This window comes from Pseudomonas sp. SK (genome assembly GCF_012975065.1).
GTDB lineage: Bacteria > Pseudomonadota > Gammaproteobacteria > Pseudomonadales > Pseudomonadaceae > Aquipseudomonas > Aquipseudomonas anuradhapurensis.
In genome coordinates, this window is sequence record NZ_CP051857.1 from 524,832 (window position 1) to 549,896 (window position 25,065).

Annotated in this window: 36 protein-coding genes; 35 read left to right on the top strand and 1 reads right to left on the bottom strand. The window is 58.1% G+C overall.

Annotated features, from left to right (window positions below; translation table 11 throughout):
- Nucleotides 1-67 precede the first annotated feature (67 nt).
- The 33 genes from rpsG (at nt 68) to bfr (ending at nt 20,007) form a co-directional block, all read left to right on the top strand.
- Complete coding sequence (rpsG, locus tag HG549_RS02310; protein WP_003246741.1) at nt 68-538, top strand: 30S ribosomal protein S7; 471 nt, start codon at nt 68-70, stop codon at nt 536-538.
- 30 nt (nt 539-568) lie between these two features.
- Nucleotides 569-2,716: an elongation factor G gene (gene fusA, locus HG549_RS02315; RefSeq protein WP_170027991.1), complete on the top strand. Its 2,148-nt coding sequence runs from the start codon at nt 569-571 to the stop codon at nt 2,714-2,716.
- A 27-nt stretch (nt 2,717-2,743) separates the two neighbouring features.
- The gene (tuf, locus tag HG549_RS02320; RefSeq protein WP_170027986.1) at nt 2,744-3,937 is read left to right on the top strand and encodes an elongation factor Tu; all 1,194 of its coding nucleotides are present in this window, start codon (nt 2,744-2,746) and stop codon (nt 3,935-3,937) included.
- A 141-nt stretch (nt 3,938-4,078) separates the two neighbouring features.
- Complete coding sequence (gene rpsJ / locus HG549_RS02325; protein ID WP_003186070.1) at nt 4,079-4,390, top strand: 30S ribosomal protein S10; 312 nt, start codon at nt 4,079-4,081, stop codon at nt 4,388-4,390.
- A gap of 80 nt (nt 4,391-4,470) precedes the next feature.
- Nucleotides 4,471-5,106 carry a 50S ribosomal protein L3 gene (rplC, locus tag HG549_RS02330; protein ID WP_003257089.1) on the top strand — a complete coding sequence of 212 codons (636 nt, stop codon included), beginning with the start codon at nt 4,471-4,473 and terminating at the stop codon, nt 5,104-5,106.
- A gap of 12 nt (nt 5,107-5,118) precedes the next feature.
- Nucleotides 5,119-5,721, top strand: a complete 603-nt coding sequence (gene rplD, locus HG549_RS02335) for a 50S ribosomal protein L4 (protein WP_008089819.1) — start codon at nt 5,119-5,121, stop codon at nt 5,719-5,721.
- Nucleotides 5,718-6,017, top strand: a complete 300-nt coding sequence (rplW, locus tag HG549_RS02340) for a 50S ribosomal protein L23 (RefSeq protein WP_003255484.1) — start codon at nt 5,718-5,720, stop codon at nt 6,015-6,017. Before rplD ends, rplW begins: the two co-directional genes overlap by 4 nt.
- A gap of 14 nt (nt 6,018-6,031) precedes the next feature.
- Nucleotides 6,032-6,856 carry a 50S ribosomal protein L2 gene (gene rplB / locus HG549_RS02345; protein ID WP_170027992.1) on the top strand — a complete coding sequence of 275 codons (825 nt, stop codon included), beginning with the start codon at nt 6,032-6,034 and terminating at the stop codon, nt 6,854-6,856.
- A 16-nt stretch (nt 6,857-6,872) separates the two neighbouring features.
- On the top strand, nt 6,873-7,148 hold the full coding sequence (gene rpsS, locus HG549_RS02350) for a 30S ribosomal protein S19 (protein WP_003255482.1): 276 nt from the start codon (nt 6,873-6,875) through the stop codon (nt 7,146-7,148).
- A gap of 11 nt (nt 7,149-7,159) precedes the next feature.
- Complete coding sequence (rplV, locus tag HG549_RS02355; protein WP_003103908.1) at nt 7,160-7,492, top strand: 50S ribosomal protein L22; 333 nt, start codon at nt 7,160-7,162, stop codon at nt 7,490-7,492.
- A gap of 13 nt (nt 7,493-7,505) precedes the next feature.
- Nucleotides 7,506-8,192, top strand: a complete 687-nt coding sequence (gene rpsC, locus HG549_RS02360; RefSeq protein ID WP_003255481.1) for a 30S ribosomal protein S3 — start codon at nt 7,506-7,508, stop codon at nt 8,190-8,192.
- Nucleotides 8,193-8,204: 12 nt separating this feature from the next.
- Nucleotides 8,205-8,618 carry a 50S ribosomal protein L16 gene (gene rplP / locus HG549_RS02365; protein ID WP_003255479.1) on the top strand — a complete coding sequence of 138 codons (414 nt, stop codon included), beginning with the start codon at nt 8,205-8,207 and terminating at the stop codon, nt 8,616-8,618.
- Nucleotides 8,618-8,809: a 50S ribosomal protein L29 gene (rpmC, locus tag HG549_RS02370; RefSeq protein WP_002555481.1), complete on the top strand. Its 192-nt coding sequence runs from the start codon at nt 8,618-8,620 to the stop codon at nt 8,807-8,809. The genes rplP and rpmC overlap by 1 nt, the downstream gene beginning before the upstream one ends.
- A gap of 2 nt (nt 8,810-8,811) precedes the next feature.
- Nucleotides 8,812-9,078 carry a 30S ribosomal protein S17 gene (rpsQ, locus tag HG549_RS02375; RefSeq protein ID WP_008089812.1) on the top strand — a complete coding sequence of 89 codons (267 nt, stop codon included), beginning with the start codon at nt 8,812-8,814 and terminating at the stop codon, nt 9,076-9,078.
- Between the two features lie 23 nt (nt 9,079-9,101).
- Nucleotides 9,102-9,470 carry a 50S ribosomal protein L14 gene (rplN, locus tag HG549_RS02380; protein WP_003243907.1) on the top strand — a complete coding sequence of 123 codons (369 nt, stop codon included), beginning with the start codon at nt 9,102-9,104 and terminating at the stop codon, nt 9,468-9,470.
- 11 nt (nt 9,471-9,481) lie between these two features.
- Nucleotides 9,482-9,796, top strand: coding sequence for a 50S ribosomal protein L24 (gene rplX / locus HG549_RS02385; RefSeq protein ID WP_013970637.1), 315 nt, complete (start codon nt 9,482-9,484; stop codon nt 9,794-9,796).
- 20 nt (nt 9,797-9,816) lie between these two features.
- Nucleotides 9,817-10,356: a 50S ribosomal protein L5 gene (gene rplE / locus HG549_RS02390; protein WP_003257095.1), complete on the top strand. Its 540-nt coding sequence runs from the start codon at nt 9,817-9,819 to the stop codon at nt 10,354-10,356.
- 13 nt (nt 10,357-10,369) lie between these two features.
- Nucleotides 10,370-10,675, top strand: a complete 306-nt coding sequence (gene rpsN / locus HG549_RS02395; protein WP_003255472.1) for a 30S ribosomal protein S14 — start codon at nt 10,370-10,372, stop codon at nt 10,673-10,675.
- A gap of 209 nt (nt 10,676-10,884) precedes the next feature.
- Nucleotides 10,885-11,277, top strand: a complete 393-nt coding sequence (gene rpsH / locus HG549_RS02400; protein ID WP_009681971.1) for a 30S ribosomal protein S8 — start codon at nt 10,885-10,887, stop codon at nt 11,275-11,277.
- Between the two features lie 12 nt (nt 11,278-11,289).
- Nucleotides 11,290-11,823, top strand: a complete 534-nt coding sequence (rplF, locus tag HG549_RS02405) for a 50S ribosomal protein L6 (protein ID WP_170027993.1) — start codon at nt 11,290-11,292, stop codon at nt 11,821-11,823.
- A gap of 10 nt (nt 11,824-11,833) precedes the next feature.
- Nucleotides 11,834-12,184 (top strand): 50S ribosomal protein L18, encoded by a 351-nt coding sequence (gene rplR, locus HG549_RS02410; protein ID WP_009397496.1) that lies wholly within the window; start codon nt 11,834-11,836, stop codon nt 12,182-12,184.
- A gap of 3 nt (nt 12,185-12,187) precedes the next feature.
- Nucleotides 12,188-12,688 carry a 30S ribosomal protein S5 gene (gene rpsE / locus HG549_RS02415; protein ID WP_003255465.1) on the top strand — a complete coding sequence of 167 codons (501 nt, stop codon included), beginning with the start codon at nt 12,188-12,190 and terminating at the stop codon, nt 12,686-12,688.
- 2 nt (nt 12,689-12,690) lie between these two features.
- A complete protein-coding gene (gene rpmD, locus HG549_RS02420; protein ID WP_028690238.1) occupies nt 12,691-12,867 on the top strand; it encodes a 50S ribosomal protein L30 in 177 nt (58 codons plus the stop codon).
- A gap of 3 nt (nt 12,868-12,870) precedes the next feature.
- Complete coding sequence (rplO, locus tag HG549_RS02425; protein ID WP_170027994.1) at nt 12,871-13,305, top strand: 50S ribosomal protein L15; 435 nt, start codon at nt 12,871-12,873, stop codon at nt 13,303-13,305.
- A complete protein-coding gene (gene secY / locus HG549_RS02430; protein WP_003257108.1) occupies nt 13,306-14,637 on the top strand; it encodes a preprotein translocase subunit SecY in 1,332 nt (443 codons plus the stop codon). It begins immediately after the preceding gene.
- Nucleotides 14,638-14,665: 28 nt separating this feature from the next.
- The gene (gene rpmJ / locus HG549_RS02435; RefSeq protein WP_002555468.1) at nt 14,666-14,782 is read left to right on the top strand and encodes a 50S ribosomal protein L36; all 117 of its coding nucleotides are present in this window, start codon (nt 14,666-14,668) and stop codon (nt 14,780-14,782) included.
- Between the two features lie 131 nt (nt 14,783-14,913).
- Nucleotides 14,914-15,270 carry a 30S ribosomal protein S13 gene (gene rpsM, locus HG549_RS02440; RefSeq protein WP_003257112.1) on the top strand — a complete coding sequence of 119 codons (357 nt, stop codon included), beginning with the start codon at nt 14,914-14,916 and terminating at the stop codon, nt 15,268-15,270.
- An 18-nt stretch (nt 15,271-15,288) separates the two neighbouring features.
- Nucleotides 15,289-15,678: a 30S ribosomal protein S11 gene (rpsK, locus tag HG549_RS02445; RefSeq protein ID WP_003255454.1), complete on the top strand. Its 390-nt coding sequence runs from the start codon at nt 15,289-15,291 to the stop codon at nt 15,676-15,678.
- A 15-nt stretch (nt 15,679-15,693) separates the two neighbouring features.
- The gene (gene rpsD / locus HG549_RS02450) at nt 15,694-16,314 is read left to right on the top strand and encodes a 30S ribosomal protein S4 (RefSeq protein ID WP_087503320.1); all 621 of its coding nucleotides are present in this window, start codon (nt 15,694-15,696) and stop codon (nt 16,312-16,314) included.
- Nucleotides 16,315-16,336: 22 nt separating this feature from the next.
- Nucleotides 16,337-17,338 carry a DNA-directed RNA polymerase subunit alpha gene (gene rpoA / locus HG549_RS02455; protein ID WP_003255452.1) on the top strand — a complete coding sequence of 334 codons (1,002 nt, stop codon included), beginning with the start codon at nt 16,337-16,339 and terminating at the stop codon, nt 17,336-17,338.
- Nucleotides 17,339-17,380: 42 nt separating this feature from the next.
- Nucleotides 17,381-17,767 (top strand): 50S ribosomal protein L17, encoded by a 387-nt coding sequence (rplQ, locus tag HG549_RS02460; protein WP_003255451.1) that lies wholly within the window; start codon nt 17,381-17,383, stop codon nt 17,765-17,767.
- Nucleotides 17,768-17,939: 172 nt separating this feature from the next.
- Entirely contained in the window at nt 17,940-19,379 is a 1,440-nt protein-coding gene (locus HG549_RS02465) for a catalase (RefSeq protein ID WP_170027995.1), read from the top strand.
- Nucleotides 19,380-19,542: 163 nt separating this feature from the next.
- The gene (gene bfr, locus HG549_RS02470) at nt 19,543-20,007 is read left to right on the top strand and encodes a bacterioferritin (RefSeq protein WP_084857331.1); all 465 of its coding nucleotides are present in this window, start codon (nt 19,543-19,545) and stop codon (nt 20,005-20,007) included.
- Between the two features lie 136 nt (nt 20,008-20,143).
- Here the strand turns inward: bfr and uvrA are convergent, their stop codons facing one another.
- Entirely contained in the window at nt 20,144-22,978 is a 2,835-nt protein-coding gene (gene uvrA / locus HG549_RS02475; RefSeq protein WP_170027996.1) for an excinuclease ABC subunit UvrA, read from the bottom strand.
- A gap of 129 nt (nt 22,979-23,107) precedes the next feature.
- Between uvrA and HG549_RS02480 the strand changes: the two genes are divergently transcribed.
- Entirely contained in the window at nt 23,108-24,502 is a 1,395-nt protein-coding gene (locus tag HG549_RS02480) for an MFS transporter (RefSeq protein ID WP_170027997.1), read from the top strand.
- A 9-nt stretch (nt 24,503-24,511) separates the two neighbouring features.
- Nucleotides 24,512-25,051 (top strand): single-stranded DNA-binding protein, encoded by a 540-nt coding sequence (locus HG549_RS02485; RefSeq protein ID WP_170027998.1) that lies wholly within the window; start codon nt 24,512-24,514, stop codon nt 25,049-25,051.
- Nucleotides 25,052-25,065: the final 14 nt, after the last annotated feature.

Sequence of the window (25,065 nt, forward strand, 5' to 3'; positions counted from 1 at the left end):
AGTAAGGTCGGGCAGGGGTCGAGAGACCTGGTCCCGGGCTAACCTGAAGACCGTTTGAGGGCTTATCATGCCAAGACGTCGTGTAGCAGCAAAACGTGAGATCCTTGACGATCCGAAGTACGGATCCCAGATTCTCGCCAAGTTCATGAACCACGTGATGGAAAGCGGCAAGAAGGCCGTAGCCGAGCGCATCGTTTACGGTGCCCTGGATACCGTCAAAGCACGCAAGAACAGCGACCCCCTGGAAATCTTCGAGAAAGCTCTCGACGCCATCGCTCCGCTGGTCGAAGTTAAGTCCCGCCGTGTCGGCGGTGCCACTTACCAGGTTCCGGTTGAAGTTCGTCCATCCCGTCGTAACGCTCTGGCAATGCGCTGGCTCGTAGACTACGCCCGCAAGCGCGGCGAGAAGTCGATGGCCCTGCGCCTGGCCGGCGAACTGCTGGATGCTGCTGAAGGCAAGGGTGCTGCAGTCAAGAAGCGTGAAGACGTGCACCGTATGGCCGAAGCCAACAAAGCGTTCTCGCACTACCGCTTCTAATTCAAGCATCAATCATTTTGCGAGGGCTTTATGGCTCGTACTACAGCAATTAACCGCTACCGTAACATCGGTATTTGCGCCCACGTTGACGCGGGCAAGACTACCACTACCGAGCGGATCCTGTTCTACACAGGTCTGAGCCACAAGATGGGCGAGGTGCACGACGGCGCCGCGACCACCGACTGGATGGTGCAGGAGCAGGAGCGCGGTATCACCATTACCTCCGCTGCCGTTACCACCTTCTGGAAAGGTTCCCGTGGTCAGTATGACAACTACCGCGTAAACGTCATCGATACCCCCGGCCACGTTGACTTCACCATTGAAGTAGAGCGTTCGCTGCGTGTACTCGACGGCGCGGTCGTTGTGTTCTGCGGTACCTCCGGCGTTGAGCCGCAGTCCGAAACCGTATGGCGTCAGGCCAACAAGTACGGCGTTCCACGTGTTGTCTACGTGAACAAGATGGACCGTGCCGGTGCCAACTTCCTGCGCGTTGTCGGCCAGATCAAGAACCGCCTGGGTCACACCCCGGTTCCGGTCCAGCTGGCTATCGGTGCAGAAGACGACTTCCAGGGTCAGGTCGACCTGATCAAGATGAAAGCCATCTACTGGAACGAAGACGACAAGGGCACCACCTACCGCGAGGAAGAAATTCCTGCGGATATGGTCGACCTGGCTAACGAATGGCGCAACAACATGGTTGAAGCCGCCGCCGAAGCCAGCGAAGAGCTGATGAACAAGTACCTTGAAGAAGGTGAGCTGACCGTCGAAGAGATCAAGGCAGGCCTGCGTGCGCGCACCCTGGCCAGCGAGATCGTTCCGGCTGTCTGCGGTTCGTCGTTCAAGAACAAGGGCGTTCCCCTGGTTCTCGACGCCGTCATCGACTACCTGCCTGCTCCGACCGAAATCCCGGCGATCAAGGGTATCCACCCTGACCTGATCGACGTGCCGAAGGACGAAGTCAAGCCTGAGCAGTTCGATGAGCGTCACGCTGACGACAACGAGCCGTTCTCGGCCCTGGCGTTCAAGATTGCCACCGACCCGTTCGTTGGTACTCTGACCTTCGTTCGCGTTTACTCGGGCTTCCTGACCTCCGGTGACTCCGTCATCAACTCGGTCAAGGGCAAGAAAGAGCGCGTTGGTCGTATGGTGCAGATGCACGCCAACCAGCGTGAAGAGATCAAGGAAGTACGTGCAGGCGATATCGCTGCTCTGATCGGCATGAAGGACGTCACCACCGGTGACACCCTGTGCAACGCCGACAAGCCGATCATCCTCGAGCGTATGGACTTCCCGGAGCCTGTGATTTCGCTCTCCGTAGAGCCGAAAACCAAGGCCGACCAGGAGAAGATGGGTATCGCACTGGGCAAGCTGGCCCAGGAAGACCCGTCGTTCCGCGTCAAGACCGACGAAGAAACTGGTCAGACCATCATCTCCGGTATGGGTGAGCTGCACCTGGACATCCTCGTTGACCGCATGAAGCGCGAGTTCAACGTCGAGGCCAACATCGGCAAGCCGCAGGTTTCGTACCGCGAGAAGATCACCAAGTCCAACGTCGAGATCGAAGGCAAGTTCGTTCGTCAGTCGGGCGGTCGTGGTCAGTTCGGTCACTGCTGGATCCGTTTCTCGGAGCCGGATCAGGACGACAAGGGCAACATCACCGAAGGTCTGGTGTTCTCCAACGAAGTCGTTGGCGGTGTGATTCCTAAGGAATACATCCCTGCGATCCAGAAGGGTATCGAAGAACAGATGAAAAACGGCGTTGTTGCCGGTTATCCTCTGATCGGCCTGAAGGCCGCGGTATTCGACGGTTCGTACCACGACGTCGACTCCAACGAAATGGCGTTCAAAATCGCTGCTTCGATGGCTACCAAGCAACTGGCCCAGAAGGGTGGTGGCGTGGTCCTCGAGCCGATCATGAAGGTCGAAGTTGTAACCCCGGAAGACTACCTGGGTGACGTGATGGGTGACCTGAACCGTCGTCGTGGTCTGGTCCAGGGTATGGATGAGTCGGTCTCTGGCCGCGTCGTCCGCGCTGAAGTACCGCTCGGAGAGATGTTCGGTTACGCAACCGACGTTCGTTCCATGTCTCAGGGTCGCGCAAGCTACTCCATGGAATTCTCCAAATACGCCGAAGCTCCGTCGAACATCGTCGAAGCACTCGTTAAAAAACAAGGCTAATCCCCTTTAGGCAAGAGGTTCACTGTCGTGGCTAAAGAAAAATTTGATCGTTCCCTTCCCCACGTTAACGTCGGCACCATCGGCCACGTTGACCACGGTAAGACCACTCTGACCGCAGCTCTGACTCGCGTCTGCTCCGAAGTATTCGGTTCGGCAGTCGTTGAGTTCGACAAGATCGACTCGGCTCCGGAAGAAAAAGCGCGCGGTATCACCATCAACACCGCTCACGTCGAGTACAACTCGAACATTCGTCACTACGCTCACGTTGACTGCCCAGGTCACGCTGACTACGTGAAGAACATGATCACCGGTGCTGCCCAGATGGACGGCGCGATCCTGGTTTGCTCGGCCGCCGATGGTCCGATGCCACAAACCCGTGAGCACATCCTGCTGTCCCGTCAGGTAGGCGTTCCGTACATCGTGGTCTTCCTGAACAAGGCTGACCTGGTAGACGACGCTGAGCTGCTGGAACTGGTCGAGATGGAAGTTCGCGACCTGCTGTCCACCTACGACTTCCCAGGCGACGACACCCCGATCATCATCGGTTCGGCTCGTATGGCGCTGGAAGGCAAAGACGACAACGAAATGGGTACTACCGCTGTCAAGAAGCTGGTAGAAACTCTGGATGCCTACATCCCTGAGCCAATCCGTGCCGTTGACCAGCCGTTCCTGATGCCGATCGAAGACGTATTCTCGATCTCGGGTCGTGGTACCGTTGTTACCGGTCGTATCGAGCGTGGTATCGTCCGCGTTCAGGATCCGCTGGAAATCGTTGGCCTGCGCCCAACCACCAACACCACCTGCACCGGTGTTGAAATGTTCCGCAAGCTGCTGGACGAAGGCCGCGCTGGCGAGAACTGCGGCGTTCTGCTGCGTGGTACCAAGCGTGACGAAGTTGAGCGTGGTCAGGTTCTGGTCAAGCCAGGTTCGGTCAAGCCGCACACCAAGTTCACCGCAGAAGTCTACGTTCTGTCGAAGGAAGAAGGCGGCCGTCACACTCCGTTCTTCAAAGGCTACCGTCCTCAGTTCTACTTCCGTACCACTGACGTGACCGGTAACTGCGAACTGCCGGAAGGCGTTGAAATGGTAATGCCAGGTGACAACATCCAGATGACTGTCACCCTGATCAAGACCATCGCAATGGAAGACGGTCTGCGCTTCGCTATCCGTGAAGGCGGTCGTACCGTCGGCGCCGGCGTCGTAGCCAAAATCATCGAGTAATCACTCGACCGATTGAAAAAACCCCCGCTCAGCGGGGGTTTTTTTTATTGGGTTGACACTAAATGGGGGCGTCTATAGAATCACGCCTCCTTTTAGCGGGCGTAGTGCGTCCGTTGGGAACAGCCTGGAGTCTGAAATCCAATGCAAAATCAGCAAATCCGTATCAGGTTGAAGGCTTTCGACCATCGCCTGATCGACCAATCCACCCAGGAAATCGTGGAAACCGCGAAACGTACTGGTGCACAAGTGCGTGGTCCAATTCCACTGCCTACCCGCAAAGAGCGTTTCACCGTTCTGGTTTCCCCGCACGTCAACAAAGACGCGCGTGACCAGTACGAGATCCGCACTCATAAGCGTGTTCTGGACATCGTCCAGCCAACGGATAAAACCGTTGACGCGCTGATGAAGCTTGATCTGGCGGCAGGTGTGGAAGTACAGATCAGCCTCGGCTAAGACTTCGGTCTGGTCGTGTAACGCTCTGAAATGGGCGGCCATAGCGGGTGAAAGCCCCGTACACTCATGAGGTTTACAACATGACTATTGGTGTAATCGGTCGCAAGTGCGGTATGACCCGCATTTTCACCGAAGAAGGTGTCTCCATTCCGGTCACGGTCATCGAGATCGAGCCGAATCGCGTCACCCAGTTCAAAACTGAAGAAACCGATGGCTACCGTGCAGTGCAAGTCACTGTCGGCGAGCGTCGTGCTTCGCGTGTGACTGCCGCTCAGGCAGGCCACTTCGCCAAGGCCAACGTTGCCGCTGGTCGCGGTGTCTGGGAGTTCCGTCTTGAAGAAGGCGATTTCCAGGCTGGCGATCTGATCAAAGCTGAACTCTTCACTGCAGGCCAGCTGGTAGACGTTACTGGTCAGTCCAAAGGTAAAGGCTTCGCCGGTACCATCAAGCGCTGGAACTTCCGTGGCCAGGACAACACCCACGGTAACTCCGTGTCGCACCGTGTCCCAGGTTCCATCGGCCAGTGCCAGACTCCTGGTCGTGTGTTCAAGGGCAAGAAAATGTCCGGTCACATGGGCGCCGAGCGCGTGACTGTTCAGTCCCTGGAAGTAGTTCGCGTAGACGCTGAACGCAACCTGCTGCTGGTCAAGGGTGCCGTTCCAGGCGCTACTGGCGGCGACGTGGTTGTACGTCCAGCTGTCAAGGCTCGCGGTTAAGGGGAAACTGACATGCAACTCAATGTAAATGACGCTCAGGCGATCGAAGTTTCCGAACTGACTTTCGGTGGCGAATTCAACGAGACGCTGGTACACCAAGCAGTCGTGGCCTACATGGCCGGCGGCCGTCAGGGCACCAAGCAGCAAAAGACCCGTTCCGACGTGGCTGGTGGCGGTAAGCGCCCATGGCGTCAGAAGGGTACTGGCCGTGCTCGTGCTGGTACCACTCGTGGTCCGATCTGGCGTGGCGGTGGTGTTACCTTCGCAGCTCGCCCTCAAGATCACTCGCAAAAGCTCAACAAGAAGATGTACCGCGCAGCCCTGCGCTCCATCCTCGCTGAGCTGGTGCGTAGCGACCGTCTGGTCGTGGTTCAGGACTTCGCTGTCGAAGCACCGAAAACCAAAGATCTGCTGAACAAGCTGAACGGCATGGGTCTGAACGACGTACTGATCGTTTCCGACGCTGTTGATCAGAACCTGTACCTGGCTGCTCGCAACCTGCCGCACGTCGATGTACGCGACGTACAAGGTTCCGACCCGGTCAGTCTGATCGCATACGAGAAAGTGTTGATCACTGTCTCGGCCGTGAAGAAATTCGAGGAGCTGCTGGGATGAACCAGGAACGCGTATTTAAAGTCCTCCTTGGCCCGCACGTTTCCGAGAAGGCTACCGTTCTGGCTGAGAAAAAAGGCCAGTTCGTATTCAAGGTTGCTACCGATGCAACCAAGCTGGAAATCAAGAAAGCTGTCGAAGGCCTGTTCAACGTAAAAGTTGAAAACGTGTCGACTGTTAACGTTCTGGGTAAAACCAAGCGTACCGCACGTGGTCTGGGCAAGCGTAATGACTGGAAGAAGGCGATCGTCTCCCTTCAGCCAGGCCAAGATCTCGATTTCAGCAGCAGTGCTGAGTAAGGAAGGGGTGCATCATGGCAATCGTTAAATGCAAACCGACTTCCCCTGGCCGCCGTTTCGTGGTCAAGGTGGTCAACCAGGAGCTGCACAAAGGCGCTCCTCACGCACCGCTGATCGAGAAGAAATCGAAGTCTGGTGGTCGTAACAACAATGGCCGCATCACCACTCGTCACGTTGGTGGTGGTCATAAGCAGCATTACCGTCTGGTCGACTTCCGTCGCAACGACAAAGATGGCATTCCAGCCACTGTCGAGCGTATCGAATACGACCCGAACCGTACTGCTCACATCGCCCTGCTGTGCTACGCAGACGGTGAGCGTCGCTACATCATCGCCCCTAAAGGCGTGAGCGCTGGCGACCAGCTGATCGCAGGTGCCCTGGCCCCAATCAAGGCCGGTAACTCCCTGCAGCTGCGCAACATTCCAGTAGGTAGCACCGTTCACGGCATCGAACTGAAGCCGGGTAAAGGTGCTCAGATCGCTCGTTCCGCTGGTGCTTCGGCTCAGCTGATCGCTCGCGAAGGTGTCTACGTGACCCTGCGTCTGCGCTCTGGTGAAATGCGTAAAGTCCTGGCTGAGTGCCGTGCGACCCTGGGCGAAGTCTCGAACTCCGAGCACAGCCTGCGTTCGCTGGGTAAAGCTGGTGCCAAACGCTGGCGCGGCGTTCGCCCAACCGTTCGTGGTGTTGCCATGAACCCGGTTGACCACCCACACGGTGGTGGTGAAGGTCGTACCTCCGGTGGTCGTCATCCGGTATCGCCATGGGGCTTCCCAACCAAGGGTGCGAAGACCCGTGGTAATAAGCGTACCGACAACATGATCGTCCGTCGTCGCAAGTAACTAGAGGGATACGACAGTGCCACGTTCTCTGAAAAAAGGTCCTTTTATCGATCTTCACCTGCTGAAGAAGGTCGAAGTGGCGGTGGAGAAGAACGATCGCAAGCCAGTTAAAACCTGGTCGCGCCGTTCGATGATCCTGCCACAAATGGTCGGTCTGACCATCGCGGTACACAACGGTCGTCAACATGTCCCAGTTCTGGTGAACGAAGACATGGTCGGCCACAAACTGGGCGAGTTCGCCGGTACCCGCACCTACCGCGGGCACGTGGCTGACAAGAAAGCCAAGCGTTAAGGGGTAAGGAAATGGAAGTAGCCGCTAAGTTGTCGGGCGCTCGCATCTCCGCCCAGAAAGCCCGCTTGGTCGCCGACCAGATCCGCGGGAAGAAGGTGGGCGAAGCGCTCAACCTGTTGGCCTTCAGCAGCAAAAAAGCCGCTGAAATCATGAAGAAAGTCCTCGAGTCGGCCGTAGCCAACGCCGAACACAACGAAGGCGCAGACGTTGATGACCTGAAGGTCTCCACCGTCTTCGTCAACGAAGGGCGTTCGCTGAAGCGCATCATGCCACGTGCCAAGGGCCGTGCTGATCGCATCGTCAAGCGGTCTTGCCATATCACTGTCAAGGTTGCGGACAAGTAACGGAGTCGATCAGATGGGTCAGAAAGTACATCCCACTGGCATTCGCCTGGGAATCGTCAAGGAGCACACCTCCGTCTGGTACGCAGACGGTGCTACTTACGCAGATTACCTGTTGAAGGATCTGAAAACGCGTGAGTACCTCCAGGACAAACTAAAAAGCGCGTCCGTAAGCCGTATCGATATTCATCGTCCGGCTCAAACTGCACGCATCACCATCCACACCGCTCGTCCCGGTATCGTTATCGGTAAGAAAGGTGAAGATGTCGAGAAGCTGCGTCAGGACCTGACCAAGCAGATGGGTGTGCCTGTGCACATCAACATCGAAGAGATCCGCAAGCCGGAACTCGACGCCATGCTGGTTGCGCAGAGCGTAGCTCAGCAGCTGGAACGCCGCGTAATGTTCCGTCGCGCCATGAAGCGCGCCGTACAGAACGCCATGCGTATTGGTGCCAAGGGCATCAAGATCCAGGTGAGCGGTCGTCTCGGCGGTGCTGAGATTGCTCGTACCGAGTGGTATCGCGAAGGTCGTGTGCCTCTGCACACCCTGCGTGCCGATATCGACTACAACACCTACGAAGCTCACACCACTTACGGTGTGATCGGTGTGAAGGTTTGGATCTTCAAAGGCGAAGTGATTGGTGGTCGCCAAGAAGAACTGAAACCACAAGCACCAGCGCCTCGTAAAAAAGCTGCTAAGTAAGGGGTACGCCAAATGTTGCAACCAAAGCGTACAAAATTCCGCAAGCAGATGACTGGCCACAACCGTGGTCTGGCACTGCGCGGTAGCAAAGTCAGCTTCGGCGAGTTCGCCCTGAAAGCTGTTGCTCGCGGTCGCCTCACCGCTCGCCAGATCGAGTCCGCACGTCGTGCGCTGACCCGTCACGTTAAACGTGGCGGCAAGATCTGGATCCGTGTGTTCCCGGACAAGCCGATCTCCAAGAAGCCTCTCGAGGTTCGTATGGGTAAAGGTAAGGGCTCCGTGGAATACTGGGTTGCCCAGATTCAGCCAGGCAAAGTCCTGTATGAAATCGAAGGTGTTTCTGAAGAGCTGGCGCGCGAAGCTTTCGCCCTGGCTGCTGCAAAGCTGCCTCTCGCCACCTCCTTTGTTAAGCGGACGGTGATGTGATGAAAGCGAATGAACTTCGTGAAAAATCGGCACAGCAACTGAATGAGCAACTGCTCGGCTTGCTGCGCGACCAGTTCAATCTGCGTATGCAGAAAGCAACTGGCCAGTTGGGGCAGTCGCACCTGCTCTCGCAAGTTAAGCGTGACATCGCTCGCGTGAAAACTGTGCTCAACCAGCAGGCAGGTAAGTGATCATGGCTGAAGCTGAAAAAACCGTCCGTACGCTGACTGGCCGTGTCGTCAGCGACAAAATGGACAAGACCATCACCGTTCTGATCGAGCGTCGCGTCAAGCACCCGATCTACGGTAAATACGTTAAGCGTTCGACTAAGCTGCACGCGCACGACGAATCCAACCAGTGCAAAATCGGCGACAAGGTTTCCATCCGTGAAACCCGTCCGCTGGCCAAGACCAAGTCCTGGGCACTGGTTGAAGTCCTCGAACGCGCTGTTGAAGTCTAAGGGCTAAGGGTCGGAGAAATTTTATGATTCAGACTCAATCCATGCTCGATGTGGCCGATAACAGCGGCGCTCGTCGCGTCATGTGCATCAAGGTACTCGGCGGTTCGCACCGCCGTTACGCCGGCATCGGTGACATCATCAAAGTAACCGTCAAGGAAGCAATTCCGCGCGGCAAGGTCAAGAAAGGCCAGGTGATGACCGCTGTTGTCGTCCGCACCCGTCACGGTGTTCGTCGCGCCGACGGTTCCATCATTCGTTTCGACGGCAACGCTGCTGTTCTGCTGAACAACAAGCAAGAGCCGATCGGCACTCGCATCTTCGGGCCAGTGACCCGTGAGCTTCGTTCCGAGAAGTTCATGAAGATCGTCTCGCTCGCCCCTGAAGTGCTGTAAGGAGATCCGACATGCAAAAGATTCGTCGTGACGACGAGATCATCGTGATCGCCGGCAAAGACAAGGGTAAGCGCGGTAAGGTGCTGAAGGTTCTGGCTGACAACCGTCTGGTTGTTGGTGGTGTGAACCTGGTCAAGCGTCATACCAAGCCTAACCCGATGGCGGGCGTACAGGGCGGTATCGTCGAGAAAGAAGCGCCTCTGCACGCTTCCAACGTTGCCATCTTCAACGGTGAAACCAACAAGGCTGACCGCGTTGGTTTCAAAGTAGAAGACGGTAAAAAAATTCGTGTCTTCAAGTCGACCCAAAAAGCGGTTGATGCTTGAACACTGCTAGGTAGAAGACCATGGCACGACTGAAAGAGATTTACCGGAACGAAATCGCTCCTAAGCTTAAGGAAGAACTTAAGCTGTCGAACGTGATGGAAGTTCCGCGCGTTACCAAGATCACCCTGAACATGGGTCTGGGCGAAGCGATCGGCGACAAGAAAGTCATCGAGCACGCTGTTGCCGACCTGGAAAAGATCACCGGTCAAAAGCCGGTCGTGACTTTCGCTCGTAAATCCATCGCGGGCTTCAAAGTCCGTGAGGGCTGGCCGATCGGCGTCAAGGTGACCCTGCGTCGCGACAAGATGTACGAATTCCTGGACCGCCTGCTGGCGATCTCCCTGCCTCGGGTACGCGACTTCCGCGGCCTGAATGCCAAGTCCTTCGATGGCCGTGGCAACTACAGCATGGGCGTGAAAGAGCAGATCATCTTCCCGGAAATCGACTACGACAAGATCGATGCTCTGCGCGGTTTGGACATCACCCTGACCACCACTGCTCGTTCGGACGACGAAGGCCGCGCTCTGCTGCGTGCTTTCAAGTTCCCGTTCCGCAACTGATTGGAGTAGGAAAATGGCCAAGAAGAGCATGAAAAACCGCGAGCTGAAGCGTCAGCTCACGGTAGCCAAGTTCGCTAAGAAGCGTGCTGAGCTGAAAGCGACCATCGTCAACCTGAACGCCTCTCCTGAAGAGCGTTTCGCTGCCGTTGTCGCTCTGCAGAAGCAGCCACGTGACGCTAGCGCCTCGCGCCTGCGCAACCGTTGCCGCCTGACCGGTCGTCCTCACGGTGTATACCGTAAGTTCGGCCTGGGCCGTAACATGCTGCGTCAAGCTGCAATGCGCGGTGACGTACCGGGTCTGGTCAAGGCCTCCTGGTAATCGCTGCCGGTGTGATCCCGGTGGAAGGGGAGTAATCTTCCGACCGCCGGTGACCTCGCCAACAAACAAGCCCCTATATGGGGCTTGTTTCGTTTCTGCCTTGTGTCTAGAATGACCGGCTCACCTGAGCCTGGGTTTTTTGCCCTGCCTGCTCGGGTGGTTGTGATAGCCGCAAGGCTAATAATTCTTGTATCAGGAGCATCTAGCCCATGAGTATGCAGGACCCGTTAGCGGACATGCTAACTCGCATCCGTAATGCCCAGATGGCTGAAAAGTCCGTCGTAAGCATGCCTTCCTCCACCCTGAAGGTCGCGGTTGCCAAAGTTCTGAAGGACGAAGGTTACATCGCTGGCTACCAGGTAACTGGTGAGGCCAAGCCTTCCCTGTCGATCGAACTGAAGTACTTCGAAGGCCGTCCGGTCATCGAGGAACTGAAGCGCTCCAGCCGTCCAGGCCTGCGCCAGTACAAGTCCGTCGCAGAGCTGCCGAAAGTACGTGGCGGCCTGGGCGTGTCTATCGTCTCCACCAACAAAGGTGTGATGACTGATCGCGCTGCGCGCGCTGCCGGTGTCGGCGGCGAAGTTCTGTGCACAGTGTTCTAAGGGGAGATAGGCATGTCTCGCGTCGCTAAGAACCCCGTTAAGCTGCCAGCAGGCGTCGAAGTCAAATTCGCCGGCCAGCAGCTTTCGGTGAAGGGTGCCAAAGGCACTCTCGAACTGAACGTTCACTCGTCTGTTGAAGTTACCGAAGAAGCTGGTGAGCTGCGTTTCGCTGCTCGCAACGGTGACCAGCAAGCTCGCGCCATGGCCGGTACCACCCGCGCTCTGGTGAACAACATGGTCCAGGGCGTAAGCCAAGGCTTCGAGCGCAAGCTCCAGCTGATCGGTGTTGGTTACAAGGCACAGGCCAAGGGCACCGTCCTGAACCTGGCTCTGGGCTTCTCGCACCCAGTGGACTACGAACTGCCAGCCGGTATCACCGCTGAAACCCCAAGCCAGACCGACATCCTGATCAAGGGTATCGACAAGCAGCTGGTGGGTCAGGTGGCCGCTGAAATCCGCGACTTCCGTCCGCCAGAGCCTTACAAAGGCAAGGGTGTGCGTTACGCGGACGAAGTAGTCCGTCGTAAAGAAGCCAAGAAGAAGTAGGGCCTAGCAAATGACCGACAAAAAAGTTACTCGACTGCGTCGCGCTCGCAAAGCACGCCTCAAGATGCACGAACTCGAAGTCGTGCGCCTGTGCGTGTTCCGCTCCTCGCAGCACATCTACGCCCAGGTCATTTCGGCCGACGGCAGCAAGGTTCTGGCAAGCGCCTCGACCTTGGACAAAGAACTGCGTGATGGCGCCACTGGCAACATCGACGCGGCCACTAAGGTTGGCAAGCTGGTAGCTGAGCGTGCGAAAGCCGCCGGTGTATCTCAAGTTGCCTTTGACCGTTCCGGCTTCAAGTACCACGGCCGCGTCAAGGCGCTGGCTGATGCTGCTCGTGAAGGCGGGCTGGAGTTCTAAGTTATGGCAAATAACGATCAAAAGCGCGACGAAGGCTACATCGAGAAGCTGGTTCAAGTTAACCGCGTTGCCAAAACCGTAAAAGGCGGCCGTATCTTCACCTTCACCGCGCTGACCGTGGTAGGTGATGGCAAAGGTCGTGTTGGCTTCGGCCGTGGCAAGTCGCGCGAAGTACCTGCTGCGATCCAGAAGGCTATGGAAGCTGCTCGCCGCAACATGATCCAGGTTGACCTGAAGGGCACCACCCTGCAGTACGCCACCAAGGCTGCCCACGGCGCCTCGAAGGTTTACATGCAGCCTGCCTCGGAAGGTACCGGTATCATCGCCGGTGGCGCAATGCGTGCTGTCCTGGAAGTTGCTGGTGTTCAGAACGTTCTGGCCAAGTGCTACGGTTCGACCAACCCTGTGAACGTGGTTTACGCCACCTTCAAGGGTCTGAAAGCCATGCAATCTCCTGAATCCATTGCTGCCAAGCGCGGCAAGAGCGTTGAGGAGATCTTCTGATCATGGCAACCGTAAAAGTAACGCTGATCAAGAGCACTGCCGGCCGTCTGCCTAACCACAAACTGTGCGTTAAAGGCCTGGGTCTGCGTCGCATCGGTCACACTGTAGAAGTCCAGGATACTCCCGAGAACCGCGGGATGATCAACAAGGCTTACTACATGCTGAAGGTCGAGGGTTAATCGATGAAACTCAATGATCTGAGTCCAGCGCCGGGTTCCCGTCGCGAGAAGCATCGTCCGGGTCGTGGTATCGGTAGCGGTTTGGGCAAGACTGGTGGCCGTGGTCACAAAGGTCAGACCTCCCGTTCCGGTGGCACCATCGCTCCGGGCTTCGAAGGCGGTCAACAGCCGCTGCACCGTCGTCTGCCGAAATTCGGCTTCGTTTCCCTGAAAGCCATGGACCGCGCCGAAGTGCGTCTGTCCGAGCTGGCCAAGGTGGAAGGCGACGTGATCTCCGTGCAATCCCTGAAGGATGCCAACGTGATCGGCCAGAACGTACAGCGCGTGAAAATCATGCTGTCTGGCGAAGTCACTCGCGCAGTCACCATCAAGGGTATCGCAGCCACCAAGGGTGCGCGTGCGGCTATCGAAGCAGCTGGCGGCAAGTTCGAGGAATAAATGGCTAAGCAAGGTGCTCTCTCTTCGCTCGGTAAGGGCGGGATGTCGGAACTCTGGGCTCGTCTGCGCTTTCTGTTCATGGCGATCATCGTCTATCGGATAGGTGCGCATATCCCGGTTCCTGGCATCAATCCAGACCGTCTGGCGGATCTGTTTCGGCAGAATGAGGGGACCATTCTTAGCTTGTTCAACATGTTTTCCGGTGGCGCGCTCGAGCGCATGAGCATCTTTGCACTGGGGATCATGCCGTACATCTCGGCATCGATCATCATGCAGCTGATGACGGCGGTCAGCCCGCAACTGGAGCAGTTGAAGAAGGAAGGTGAAGCTGGCCGTCGCAAGATCAGCCAGTACACCCGCTACGGCACCGTTATCCTGGCACTGGTCCAAGCCATTGGCATGTCCATTGGCCTGGCCAACCAGGGCGTGGCGTTTTCTGTAGGTCTGGGCTTCCATGTCGTCGCCGTCTCCACCTTCGTGGCAGGCGCGATGTTCATGATGTGGCTGGGCGAGCAGATCACCGAGCGCGGTGTGGGCAACGGTATCTCGATGTTGATCTTCGCAGGTATCGTTGCCGGTCTTCCGAGAGCAATCGGGCAGTCTTTCGAGTCTGCACGCACAGGCGATATCAACATTTTCGCCCTGGTCGCTATCGGTTTGCTGGCAGTAGCGATTATCGGCTTCGTGGTGTTCATTGAGCGTGGTCAGCGTCGTATCGCCGTTCACTACGCCAAGCGTCAGCAGGGCCGCAAGGTCTTCGCTGCGCAGACCAGCCACCTGCCGCTGAAGGTGAACATGGCGGGGGTTATCCCGGCCATTTTCGCGAGCAGCATTCTGCTGTTCCCGGCTTCGCTGGGTGCCTGGTTCGGTCAGTCCGAAGGTATGGGCTGGCTGCAGGACATCTCGCAGTCGATCGCTCCTGGTCAGCCGTTGAACATTCTGCTGTTTAGTGCAGGGATCATTTTCTTCTGCTTCTTCTACACAGCGCTGATGTTCAACCCGAAAGACGTAGCGGAAAACCTGAAGAAGTCCGGTGCCTTTATTCCGGGTATCCGTCCTGGTGAGCAGTCGGCACGCTACATTGATGGCGTTCTGACCCGTCTGACCATGTTCGGTGCTCTTTACATGATGGCCGTCTGCCTTCTGCCCCAGTTCCTGGTGGTGGCAGCAAATGTGCCGTTCTACCTTGGCGGGACCTCGTTGCTGATTGTGGTAGTGGTTGTGATGGACTTCATGTCCCAAGTACAATCGCACCTCGTTTCGCACCAGTACGAATCCCTGATGAAGAAAGCCAACCTGAAAGGCTACGGTGGCAGCGGTCTGCTGCGCTGATACGCCCCTAAGGTTCGAGGAGTCGGTAATGAAAGTTCGTGCATCGGTGAAAAAGCTGTGCCGTAACTGCAAGATCATCCGTCGCGAAGGCGTCGTACGAGTGATCTGCAGCGCGGAACCGCGTCACAAACAGCGCCAAGGCTGAGTGTGATCTGCGCTTCAAACCCAGCAGCTAGTGTGCTGCTGGGTTGATTATTCGTTTCTACAGCGATATTATCTCGCGCCCTATTTCTTGGCTTCCGGGGCGTAGGTAGCTGTCAATTGGAGTCCCACTGAATGGCCCGTATTGCAGGCGTCAACATTCCAGATAACAAGCATGCTGTTATCTCGCTGACCTACATCTATGGTGTCGGTCGCACTACTGCACAGAAGATCTGTGCAGACGCTGGTGTAAACCCAGCCGCTAAGATCAAGGATCTGAGCGACGAGCAAATCGAAACCCTGCGTGGCGAAGTCGCGAAGTTCACCACCGAAGGTGACCTGCGTCGTGACATCAACATGAAGATCAAGCGCTTGATGGACCTGGGTTGCTACCGCGGCCTGCGTCATCGTAAAGGTCTGCCGGTTCGCGGTCAGCGCACCAAGACCAACGCACGCACCCGTAAGGGCCCGCGTAAGCCGATCCGCAAGTAATCGCCCAGGAATATAGACATGGCAAAACCTGCTGCTCGTCCTCGTAAGAAAGTCAAAAAGACAGTGGTTGATGGCATCGCCCACATCCATGCCTCTTTCAACAACACCATCGTGACCATCACCGACCGTCAGGGCAACGCTTTGTCCTGGGCGACCTCCGGTGGTTCGGGTTTCCGTGGTTCGCGCAAATCCACCCCGTTCGCAGCCCAGATCGCTGCTGAGCGTGCTGGTCAAGCTGCGCTGGAATACGGTCTGAAGAACCTCGACGTGAACGTCAAGGGTCCAGGTCCAGGTCGTGAGTCCGCCGTTCGTGCACTGAACAGCTGCGGCTACAAGATCGCCAGCATCACCGACGTGACGCCAATCCCGCACAACGGGTGCCGTCCGCCGAAGAAGCGTCGCGTGTAATCAGGAGACAGATAAATGGCACGTTACATTGGTCCAAAATGCAAACTGTCTCGCCGTGAAGGCACTGACCTGTTCCTGAAGAGCGGCGTTCGCGCTCTGGAATCGAAGTGCAACATCGAAGCAGCCCCAGGTATCCACGGCCAGCGCCGTGGCCGTCAGTCCGACTACGGTACCCAGCTGCGCGAGAAGCAAAAAGTTCGTCGTATCTACGGTGTTCTGGAGCGTCAGTTCCGCGGTTACTACCAGGCTGCAGCCTCGAAAAAAGGCGCAACCGGTGAGAACCTGCTGCAACTGCTCGAGTGCCGTCTGGATAACGTCGTCTACCGTATGGGCTTCGGTTCGACTCGCGCCGAATCCCGTCAGCTGGTTTCGCACAAAGCGATCAGCGTCAACGGTAAGACTGTGAACATTCCATCCTACCAAGTTCGTCCGGGTGACGTGGTCGCGGTTCGCGAGAAGTCGTCGAACCAGCTGCGCATTGTTCAAGCCCTTGAACTGTGCGCCCAGCGTGGCCGCGTTGAGTGGGTTGATGTGGATGCTGCTAAAAAGTCGGGCGTTTTCAAGAACGTTCCTGCTCGCAGCGACCTGTCTGCCGACATCAACGAGAACCTGATTGTCGAGCTCTACTCCAAGTAAGGGCTAGAAAATAGGTGCATCCATGCAGATTTCGGTAAATGAGTTCCTGACTCCCCGCCACATTGATGTGCAGGTAGTCAGTCCGACCCGCGCCAAGATCACGCTCGAGCCTCTCGAGCGTGGTTTCGGCCATACCCTGGGCAACGCGCTGCGCCGCATCCTGTTGTCCTCCATGCCTGGCTGTGCAGTAGTCGAGGCCGAGATCGATGGCGTACTCCACGAGTACTCCGCGATCGAAGGTGTACAGGAAGACGTCATTGAAATCCTGTTGAACCTGAAAGGCCTGGCTATCAAGCTGCACGGTCGTGACGAAGTTACGCTGACCTTGTCGAAAAAGGGTTCGGGGGTGGTTACCGCTGCCGATATTCAGCTGGATCACGATGTCGAGATCGTCAACCCCGATCACGTAATCGCGAACCTGGCGTCGAACGGCGCCCTGAACATGAAGCTCACCGTAGCTCGTGGTCGTGGTTACGAGCCGGCCGACTCCCGTCAAACCGACGAAGACGAAAGCCGTAGCATTGGCCGTCTGCAGCTGGACGCTTCGTTCAGCCCGGTGCGTCGTATCGCCTATGTGGTCGAGAACGCCCGTGTTGAACAGCGTACCAACCTGGACAAGCTGGTCATTGATCTGGAAACCAACGGCACCCTGGATCCTGAAGAGGCTATCCGCCGCGCTGCGACCATCCTGCAACAGCAGCTGGCCGCGTTCGTCGACCTCAAAGGTGACAGCGAGCCTGTCGTAGTCGAGCAGGAAGACGAGATCGATCCGATCCTGCTGCGTCCGGTTGACGACCTGGAACTGACTGTACGTTCGGCCAACTGCCTCAAGGCGGAGAACATCTACTACATCGGCGACCTGATTCAGCGTACCGAAGTAGAGCTGTTGAAGACTCCTAACCTGGGCAAGAAGTCCCTGACTGAAATCAAGGACGTGCTGGCCTCTCGTGGTCTGTCTCTCGGCATGCGCCTCGACAACTGGCCGCCTGCAAGTCTTAAGAAAGACGACAAGGCGACCGCCTGATCGTCGTAATCACCGAACGTAGTGTTTGGTAAGGAATGAATCATGCGTCATCGTAAAAGTGGACGTCACCTGAGCCGTACCAGCTCTCACCGCAAGGCTATGTTCCAGAACATGGCAGTGTCGCTGATCGAGCACGAGCTGATCAAAACCACCCTGCCGAAAGCCAAGGAACTGCGCCGCGTTGCCGAGCCGCTGATCACCCTGGCCAAGGAAGACAGCGTAGCTAACCGCCGTCTGGCCTTCGACCGTACCCGTTCGAAGTCCGCTGTTGGCAAGCTGTTCAACGACCTGGGCAAGCGTTACGCCACCCGTCAGGGCGGCTACCTGCGCATCCTGAAGTGCGGTTTCCGCGCTGGCGACAACGCGCCTATGGCGTACGTCGAGCTGGTTGATCGTCCGGTCGGCGGTGCTGTAGAAGCTGCTGAGTAAGACGTTCTGTCTGCTACAAAGAACCGGGCCTAGTGCCCGGTTTTTTGTTTCTGGATGTATTGTTTATTTCTATTGATACAAGTCATGTAATGAATTTGTTCTTGTAACCTTGCTCGTCAATACTCTCTCCACAGCCGATCAGCCGGCGCTTGTAGACCGATAAGGAGAGCCCATGAGCAAGATTCTCACCACCGCCAGCGGTGCCCCTGTAGCCGATAACCAGAATTCCCGTTCCGCCGGCCCACGCGGCCCGTTGCTGCTCGACGACTTCCACCTGATCGAGAAGCTTGCCCATTTCAACCGCGAGAACATCCCTGAGCGCCGCGTCCACGCCAAGGGCTCGGGTGCCTACGGTACCTTTACCGTCACGCGCGATATCACGGCTTACACCAGTGCCAAGCTGTTTGAGCAGATCGGCAAGCAAACCGAGACGTTCCTGCGCTTTTCCACCGTGGGTGGCGAGCGTGGTTCGGCCGACACCGAACGCGATCCGCGCGGCTTTGCCGTGAAGTTCTACACCGAAGAAGGCAACTGGGACATTGTGGGCAACAACACGCCGGTGTTTTTCATCCGCGACCCGCTGAAGTTCCCTGACTTCATCCACACGCAGAAGCGCCACCCGCAAACCAACCTGAAAAATGCGCAGATGATGTGGGACTTCTGGTCGCACTCCCCCGAGGCGCTGCACCAGGTCACTATCCTGTTCTCGGACCGCGGCATTCCGGACGGCTACCGCCACATGCACGGCTTTGGCAGCCATACCTACAGCCTGATCAATGCCGAGGGGCAACGTACCTGGGTCAAATGGCACTTCAAGACTCAGCAAGGCATCAAGAACCTCGCCCCGGCGGATGCTGCACGCCTGGCCGGTAGCGATCCGGACTACGCTCAGCGCGATCTCTTCGAAGCGATCGAGCGCGGCGACTATCCACGCTGGACCGTATGCATTCAGGTAATGAGTGAAGCCGAGGCAGCCAACCGCGACGAGAACCCCTTCGACGTCACCAAGACCTGGTCGCAGAAGGACTACCCGCTGATCGAGGTGGGTGTGCTTGAACTCAACCGCAACCCGCTGAACTACTTCGCTGAGGTCGAGCAGGCTGCATTTGGCCCAAGCAACATGGTGCCAGGTGTCGGTCTGTCGCCGGACCGCATGCTGCAAGGTCGGGTGTTCGCCTACGCTGATGCGCACCGCTACCGGGTGGGTACCAACCACCAGCAGTTGCCGGTTAACGCGCCACGTTGCCCGGTTAACAGCTATCAGCGCGATGGCTCCATGGCCAGCGGTACGTACGGTAGCGCGCCCAACTATGAGCCCAACAGCTATGGCAACGCGCCGAAGCAGTCACCACGTCATGCTGAGCCCGCGCTGGCGTTGGAAGGGGCGGCGGACCGTTACAATCATCGCGAAGACAGCGATTACTACAGCCATGCCGGTGCGCTGTTCCGCTTGATGAATGATGAGCAGAAAGCCCTGTTGATCAACAACATCGCGGGAGCCATGGCAGGTGTAAGCCAAGACGTGGTCCAGCGCCAGCTGCATTACTTCTTCAAGGCCGATCCGGCCTACGGCGAAGGGGTTGCCAAGGCTTTGGGCATCGATCTCGCCTAAGTCGAAGTGATAAGAAGAACCGCCCTCATTTGGGCGGTTTTTCAATGAATATCACTACTGTTGAGGGCTTTTTTTGCTTCTTATTGCGCATTTTTCAGTGACCGCAAGCAAAAGCTGGTTCACACTATGGGCAATAGACGTTTTCACATGGAGAAGCAGGGCGATGCAAGGCCACCCGGACGTAATCAACTACCTCGTCACGCTGTTGAAGGGCGAACTGGCTGCGCGCGACCAGTACTTCATTCACTCGCGTATGTATGAAGATTGGGGCCTGTCCAAGCTCTACGAGCGCATCAACCACGAGATGGAAGAGGAGACGCAGCACGCCGATGCCCTGATGCGTCGTATCCTCATGCTCGAAGGTACACCTGACATGCGCGCGGACGACCTGGAAGTGGGCAGCACCGTGCCGGAAATGATCGAAGCTGATCTCAAGCTCGAGTACAAGGTGCGTGCCGCGTTATGCAAAGGTATCGAACTGTGTGAGCTGCACAAGGATTACGTCAGCCGTGACATCTTGCGCGCGCAGCTGGCTGACACCGAAGAAGACCACACCTATTGGCTGGAGAAGCAGCAGGGGCTTATCAAGGCCATTGGCCTCGAGAACTACCTGCAGTCGCAGATGTAAAAGGATGCTGGGGGCTGCTTTGCAGCCCTTCGCGACACAAGGCCGCTCCTGCAGCCGACCGCATTTATCCGAGGATAATGCGGTCGGCTGCAGGAGCGGCCTTGTGTCGACAGGGGCGCAAAGCGCCCCATTTGCCTCAAGCGCGATCCCGCTCCAGAAGCGGTTTCAGGTAATGCCCGGTATAGGACTGCTTCATCTCGCTGAGTTCTTCCGGTGTGCCACAGGCAATGATCTGTCCACCTTTCGAGCCACCCTCCGGCCCAAGGTCCACCAGCCAGTCCGCAGTCTTGATCACATCCAGGTTGTGCTCGATCACCACAACGGTATTGCCGTGGTCGCGCAGGCGATGCAGCACGTCCAGCAACTGCTGGATATCGGCAAAGTGCAGGCCTGTGGTCGGCTCGTCGAGAATGTACAGGGTCTTGCCGGTATCACGCTTGGACAGCTCGCGCGACAGTTTCACCCGCTGTGCCTCGCCACCCGACAACGTAGTCGCCGACTGCCCCAGCTTGATGTAGGACAGCCCCACGTCCATCAACGTCTGTAGCTTGCGCGCAAGCGCTGGTACTGCGTCGAAGAACTCGCGGGCATCCTCGATGGTCATTTCCAGCACTTCGTGGATGTTCTTGCCCTTGTACTTGATCTCCAGCGTTTCGCGGTTGTAGCGCTTGCTCTTGCACACGTCGCACGGCACGTAGATGTCCGGCAGGAAGTGCATCTCCACCTTGATTAGGCCATCGCCCTGGCAGGCCTCGCAACGGCCGCCCTTGACGTTGAACGAGAACCGCCCGGGGCCATAACCGCGCGAGCGTGATTCCGGAACGCCGGAGAACAGCTCGCGGATAGGCGTGAAGATGCCGGTATAGGTTGCCGGGTTCGAACGAGGAGTGCGGCCGATCGGGCTCTGATCGATATCCACTACCTTGTCCAGGTGCTGCAGGCCATCCATGCTGCTGTGTGGCGCAGCCTCCAGGCTGCTCGCACCATTCAGGGCGGTGGCGGCCAGCGGGAACAGCGTGTTGTTGATGAGCGTCGACTTGCCCGAACCGGACACCCCGGTCACGCAGGTCAGCAGGCCGATCGGAATTTCCAGGTCGACGTTCTGCAGGTTGTTGCCACGCGCGCCCTTGAGCTTGAGTTGCAGCTTCTTGTTGCGCGGCGTGCGCTTGGCTGGCACGACGATCTTCTTGCGCCCGGACAGGTACTTGCCGGTCAGCGAGTCGGGGTGGGCCATGACTTCCTGTGGCGTGCCCTCGGCGACGATCTTGCCGCCATGTACGCCGGCACCGGGGCCGATGTCCACGACGTAGTCGGCCAGGCGGATGGCGTCCTCGTCGTGTTCCACCACGATCACTGTATTGCCCAGGTCGCGCAGGTGATTGAGGGTGGCCAGCAGACGGTCGTTGTCGCGTTGGTGAAGGCCGATGGACGGTTCGTCGAGGATGTACATCACCCCCACCAGGCCGGCGCCGATCTGGCTGGCCAGGCGAATACGCTGTGCCTCGCCACCGGACAGGGTATCGGCGCTGCGGTCGAGGGTGAGGTAGTCGAGGCCGACGTTGACCAGGAACTGCAGGCGCTCGCAGATTTCCTTGAGGATCTTCGCGGCGATTTCGCCACGGCGACCGGTCAGGGTCAGGGCGCCGAAATAGTTGCTGGCTTCACCGATCGGCAGGTTGGTCACCGCCGGCAGGGTCTTCTCACCCACCCACACATGGCGCGCTTCGCGGCGCAGGCGAGTACCGCGGCAATCCGGGCAGGGCTGGGTGCCGAGGAACTTGGCCAGCTCTTCACGCACGGTGGCCGACTCGGTTTCGCGGTAGCGCCGCTCCAGGTTCGGCACGATGCCTTCGAACGGGTGCGAGCGCTTGACGATGTCGCCGCGGTCGTTGAGGTACTTGAAGTCGACACTCTGCTTGCCGCTGCCCTGCAGGATCACCTTCTGGTGTTCTGCCGAGAGCTCGCCGAACGGCTCTTCCAGGCTGAAGCCATAATGCGCAGCCAGCGAACCGAGCATCTGGAAGTAGTACACGTTGCGCCGGTCCCAGCCGCGGATCGCACCTTCGGCCAGGGTGAGTTCGGCATTGACCAGGCGCTTGGTATCGAAGAACTGCTTGACCCCCAGGCCATCGCAAGTCGGGCAGGCACCGGCAGGGTTGTTGAAGGAGAACAGCTTCGGCTCCAGCTCGCTGATGGCGTGGCCACAGACCGGGCAGGCGAAGCGTGCGGAGAAGATCGTCTCTTCGCCCGGTTCATCGTCCATCGGCGCCACCAGGGCGATGCCGTCGGCCAGTTTCAGCGCGGTTTCGAACGACTCGGCCAGGCGCTGTTGCAGGTCGGCACGTACCTTGAAGCGGTCGACTACCACATCGATGCTGTGCTTTTTCTGCTTGTCCAGCTTGGGTAGCTCATCGAGTTCGTAGAGCTTGCCGTTGACGCGTGCGCGGACAAAGCCTTGCGCACGCAGCTCGTCGAATACTGCCAGGTGTTCGCCCTTGCGCTCGCGAACCACCGGGGCCAGCAGCATCAGCTTGCTGCCTTCCGGGCGCTCCAGCACCAGGTCGACCATCTGGCTGATCGTTTGCGCCTCCAGTGGAATATCGTGGTCCGGGCAGCGCGGGGTACCGACGCGGGCATACAACAGGCGCAGGTAGTCGTAGATTTCGGTGATGGTACCGACCGTGGAACGGGGGTTGTGCGAGGTCGACTTCTGCTCGATGGAGATGGCCGGCGACAGGCCTTCGATGGTGTCGACGTCGGGCTTTTCCATCATCGACAGGAACTGCCGGGCATAGGCCGAGAGCGATTCCACGTAGCGCCGCTGGCCTTCGGCGTAGAGGGTGTCGAACGCCAGGGATGACTTGCCCGAACCGGACAGGCCGGTGATCACGATCAGCTTGTCCCGGGGCAGGGTCAGGTCGATGTTTTTCAGGTTGTGGGTGCGTGCCCCACGAATCAGGATCTTGTCCACTGCGGCCTCGCTCGGCGGGCATAAACAAGGAAGTATACGGCGCGCTGCCAGTACGCGGCAAAGCGTCGCGTAGATGCCGTCAAGCTGTCGGACTGATAGAATCGCCGCCGGTTCACACGAGATTAATCCATGCACGACACCCACAACGAGCGCATGAGTGGCGGCGAAACCCGCGCCGCTGGCGGCCTGGCCCTGGTCTTTGCCTTTCGTATGCTGGGCATGTTCATGGTCTTGCCGGTGCTGGCCACCTACGGCATGGACCTGGCCGGTGCCACCCCTGCACTGATCGGCCTGGCCATTGGTGCCTATGGCCTCACCCAGGCGATATTGCAGATCCCGTTCGGGATGATTTCCGACCGCATCGGCCGCCGGCCGGTGATTTACCTGGGTTTGATAATCTTTGCCCTGGGCAGTGTCCTGGCGGCCCAGGCCGACTCCATCTGGGGGGTGATCGCCGGGCGTATCCTGCAGGGGGCCGGGGCGATTTCCGCTGCGGTCATGGCGCTGCTGTCCGACCTTACCCGCGAGCAGCACCGGACCAAGGCCATGGCCATGATCGGCATGAGCATCGGCCTGTCGTTTGCCGTCGCCATGGTCGTCGGCCCATTACTGACACGTGCCTTTGGTTTGTCAGGATTGTTCCTCGCCACGGCAGGACTCGCCCTGGTGGGTATCCTGCTGATTGCCTTTGTCGTGCCCAATACCCACAGCATCCTGCAGCACCGCGAGTCGGGCGTGGCCCGCCAGGCTATCGGCCCGACCCTGCGCCATCCGGACCTTCTGCGCCTGGACGCGGGCATTTTCATCCTGCATGCCATTCTCATGGCCAGCTTCGTCGCGCTGCCACTGGCCTTTGTCGAGCGTGGCGGCCTGCCCAAGGAGCAACACTGGTGGGTGTACCTGACCGCGTTGTTCATCTCATTTTTTGCAATGGTCCCGTTCATCATCTACGGCGAAAAGAAGCGCAAGATGAAACGCGTGTTGGCCGGCGCGGTGAGTGTCCTGCTGCTGACGGAGATATACTTCTGGGAGTGGGCTGACGGTTTGCGCGGACTGGTGGTTGGCACCGTGGTATTCTTTACTGCATTCAACCTGCTGGAGGCATCGCTGCCTTCGCTGGTGAGCAAGGTGTCGCCTGCAGGTGGCAAGGGAACGGCAATGGGGGTTTACTCCACCAGCCAGTTCCTCGGCGCTGCCCTGGGAGGAATCCTCGGCGGCTGGCTGTTCCAGCACGGCGGGCTGAACATGGTGTTCCTCGGTTGTGCGGTGCTGTGTGCCATCTGGTTGGTTGTCGCCTTGCGCATGAACGAGCCGCCCTATGTGACCAGCCTGCGCATGCCGCTGACGCCAGAGGCAGTCCGGGAAGCCGGCCTGACCGAGCGCCTGATGGCCGTGCCGGGTGTGACCGACGCCGTTGTGGTGGCAGATGAAGCCGCCATCTATATCAAACTGGATACGAAAATTTTGGACCGTACGACCCTCGAGCGCCTGGTGAACCCGGCCTCTTCGGCGTGCGAAGCCTAGGAGAACGTTATGGCCCGTGGGGTTAACAAAGTCATTCTGGTCGGCACCTGTGGCCAGGATCCCGAAGTCCGCTACCTGCCCAACGGTAACGCCGTGACCAACCTGAGCCTGGCTACCAGCGAGCAGTGGACCGACAAGCAGTCGGGCCAGAAGGTCGAGCGTACCGAATGGCACCGTGTGTCGCTGTTCGGCAAGGTTGCCGAAATCGCCGGCGAGTACCTGCGCAAGGGTTCGCAGTGCTACATCGAAGGCAAGCTGCAGACCCGTGAATGGGAAAAAGACGGTATCAAGCGCTACACCACCGAGATCATCGTCGACATCAACGGCACCATGCAGCTGCTCGGCGGTCGTCCGCAGGGCCAGCAGCAGGGCGGTGACCCGTACAATCAAGCTGGCGGCAACTATGGCGGTGGCCAGCAGCAGTACAACCAGGCCCCACGCCAGCAGGCCCCGCGCCCGCAACAGGCTCCGCAGCGCCCAGCGCCGCAACAGCCGGCACCGCAACCGGCAGCTGACTTCGACAGCTTCGATGACGATATTCCGTTCTAATCAGAGCCGCTAAG

Bases quoted from the DNA above. Each gene is read 5' to 3' on its own strand.
- rpsG (WP_003246741.1), top strand. From the start codon at position 68: ATGCCAAGACGTCGTGTAGCAGCAAAACGTGAGATCCTTGACGATCCG.
- fusA (WP_170027991.1), top strand. From the start codon at position 569: ATGGCTCGTACTACAGCAATTAACCGCTACCGTAACATCGGTATTTGC.
- rpsJ (WP_003186070.1), top strand. From the start codon at position 4,079: ATGCAAAATCAGCAAATCCGTATCAGGTTGAAGGCTTTCGACCATCGC.
- rplC (WP_003257089.1), top strand. From the start codon at position 4,471: ATGACTATTGGTGTAATCGGTCGCAAGTGCGGTATGACCCGCATTTTC.
- rplD (WP_008089819.1), top strand. From the start codon at position 5,119: ATGCAACTCAATGTAAATGACGCTCAGGCGATCGAAGTTTCCGAACTG.
- rplW (WP_003255484.1), top strand. From the start codon at position 5,718: ATGAACCAGGAACGCGTATTTAAAGTCCTCCTTGGCCCGCACGTTTCC.
- rplB (WP_170027992.1), top strand. From the start codon at position 6,032: ATGGCAATCGTTAAATGCAAACCGACTTCCCCTGGCCGCCGTTTCGTG.
- rplV (WP_003103908.1), top strand. From the start codon at position 7,160: ATGGAAGTAGCCGCTAAGTTGTCGGGCGCTCGCATCTCCGCCCAGAAA.
- rpsC (WP_003255481.1), top strand. From the start codon at position 7,506: ATGGGTCAGAAAGTACATCCCACTGGCATTCGCCTGGGAATCGTCAAG.
- rplP (WP_003255479.1), top strand. From the start codon at position 8,205: ATGTTGCAACCAAAGCGTACAAAATTCCGCAAGCAGATGACTGGCCAC.
- rpmC (WP_002555481.1), top strand. From the start codon at position 8,618: ATGAAAGCGAATGAACTTCGTGAAAAATCGGCACAGCAACTGAATGAG.
- rpsQ (WP_008089812.1), top strand. From the start codon at position 8,812: ATGGCTGAAGCTGAAAAAACCGTCCGTACGCTGACTGGCCGTGTCGTC.
- rplN (WP_003243907.1), top strand. From the start codon at position 9,102: ATGATTCAGACTCAATCCATGCTCGATGTGGCCGATAACAGCGGCGCT.
- rplX (WP_013970637.1), top strand. From the start codon at position 9,482: ATGCAAAAGATTCGTCGTGACGACGAGATCATCGTGATCGCCGGCAAA.
- rplE (WP_003257095.1), top strand. From the start codon at position 9,817: ATGGCACGACTGAAAGAGATTTACCGGAACGAAATCGCTCCTAAGCTT.
- rpsN (WP_003255472.1), top strand. From the start codon at position 10,370: ATGGCCAAGAAGAGCATGAAAAACCGCGAGCTGAAGCGTCAGCTCACG.
- rpsH (WP_009681971.1), top strand. From the start codon at position 10,885: ATGAGTATGCAGGACCCGTTAGCGGACATGCTAACTCGCATCCGTAAT.
- rplF (WP_170027993.1), top strand. From the start codon at position 11,290: ATGTCTCGCGTCGCTAAGAACCCCGTTAAGCTGCCAGCAGGCGTCGAA.
- rplR (WP_009397496.1), top strand. From the start codon at position 11,834: ATGACCGACAAAAAAGTTACTCGACTGCGTCGCGCTCGCAAAGCACGC.
- rpsE (WP_003255465.1), top strand. From the start codon at position 12,188: ATGGCAAATAACGATCAAAAGCGCGACGAAGGCTACATCGAGAAGCTG.
- rpmD (WP_028690238.1), top strand. From the start codon at position 12,691: ATGGCAACCGTAAAAGTAACGCTGATCAAGAGCACTGCCGGCCGTCTG.
- rplO (WP_170027994.1), top strand. From the start codon at position 12,871: ATGAAACTCAATGATCTGAGTCCAGCGCCGGGTTCCCGTCGCGAGAAG.
- secY (WP_003257108.1), top strand. From the start codon at position 13,306: ATGGCTAAGCAAGGTGCTCTCTCTTCGCTCGGTAAGGGCGGGATGTCG.
- rpmJ (WP_002555468.1), top strand. From the start codon at position 14,666: ATGAAAGTTCGTGCATCGGTGAAAAAGCTGTGCCGTAACTGCAAGATC.
- rpsM (WP_003257112.1), top strand. From the start codon at position 14,914: ATGGCCCGTATTGCAGGCGTCAACATTCCAGATAACAAGCATGCTGTT.
- rpsK (WP_003255454.1), top strand. From the start codon at position 15,289: ATGGCAAAACCTGCTGCTCGTCCTCGTAAGAAAGTCAAAAAGACAGTG.
- rpsD (WP_087503320.1), top strand. From the start codon at position 15,694: ATGGCACGTTACATTGGTCCAAAATGCAAACTGTCTCGCCGTGAAGGC.
- rpoA (WP_003255452.1), top strand. From the start codon at position 16,337: ATGCAGATTTCGGTAAATGAGTTCCTGACTCCCCGCCACATTGATGTG.
- rplQ (WP_003255451.1), top strand. From the start codon at position 17,381: ATGCGTCATCGTAAAAGTGGACGTCACCTGAGCCGTACCAGCTCTCAC.
- HG549_RS02465 (WP_170027995.1), top strand. From the start codon at position 17,940: ATGAGCAAGATTCTCACCACCGCCAGCGGTGCCCCTGTAGCCGATAAC.
- bfr (WP_084857331.1), top strand. From the start codon at position 19,543: ATGCAAGGCCACCCGGACGTAATCAACTACCTCGTCACGCTGTTGAAG.
- HG549_RS02480 (WP_170027997.1), top strand. From the start codon at position 23,108: ATGCACGACACCCACAACGAGCGCATGAGTGGCGGCGAAACCCGCGCC.
- HG549_RS02485 (WP_170027998.1), top strand. From the start codon at position 24,512: ATGGCCCGTGGGGTTAACAAAGTCATTCTGGTCGGCACCTGTGGCCAG.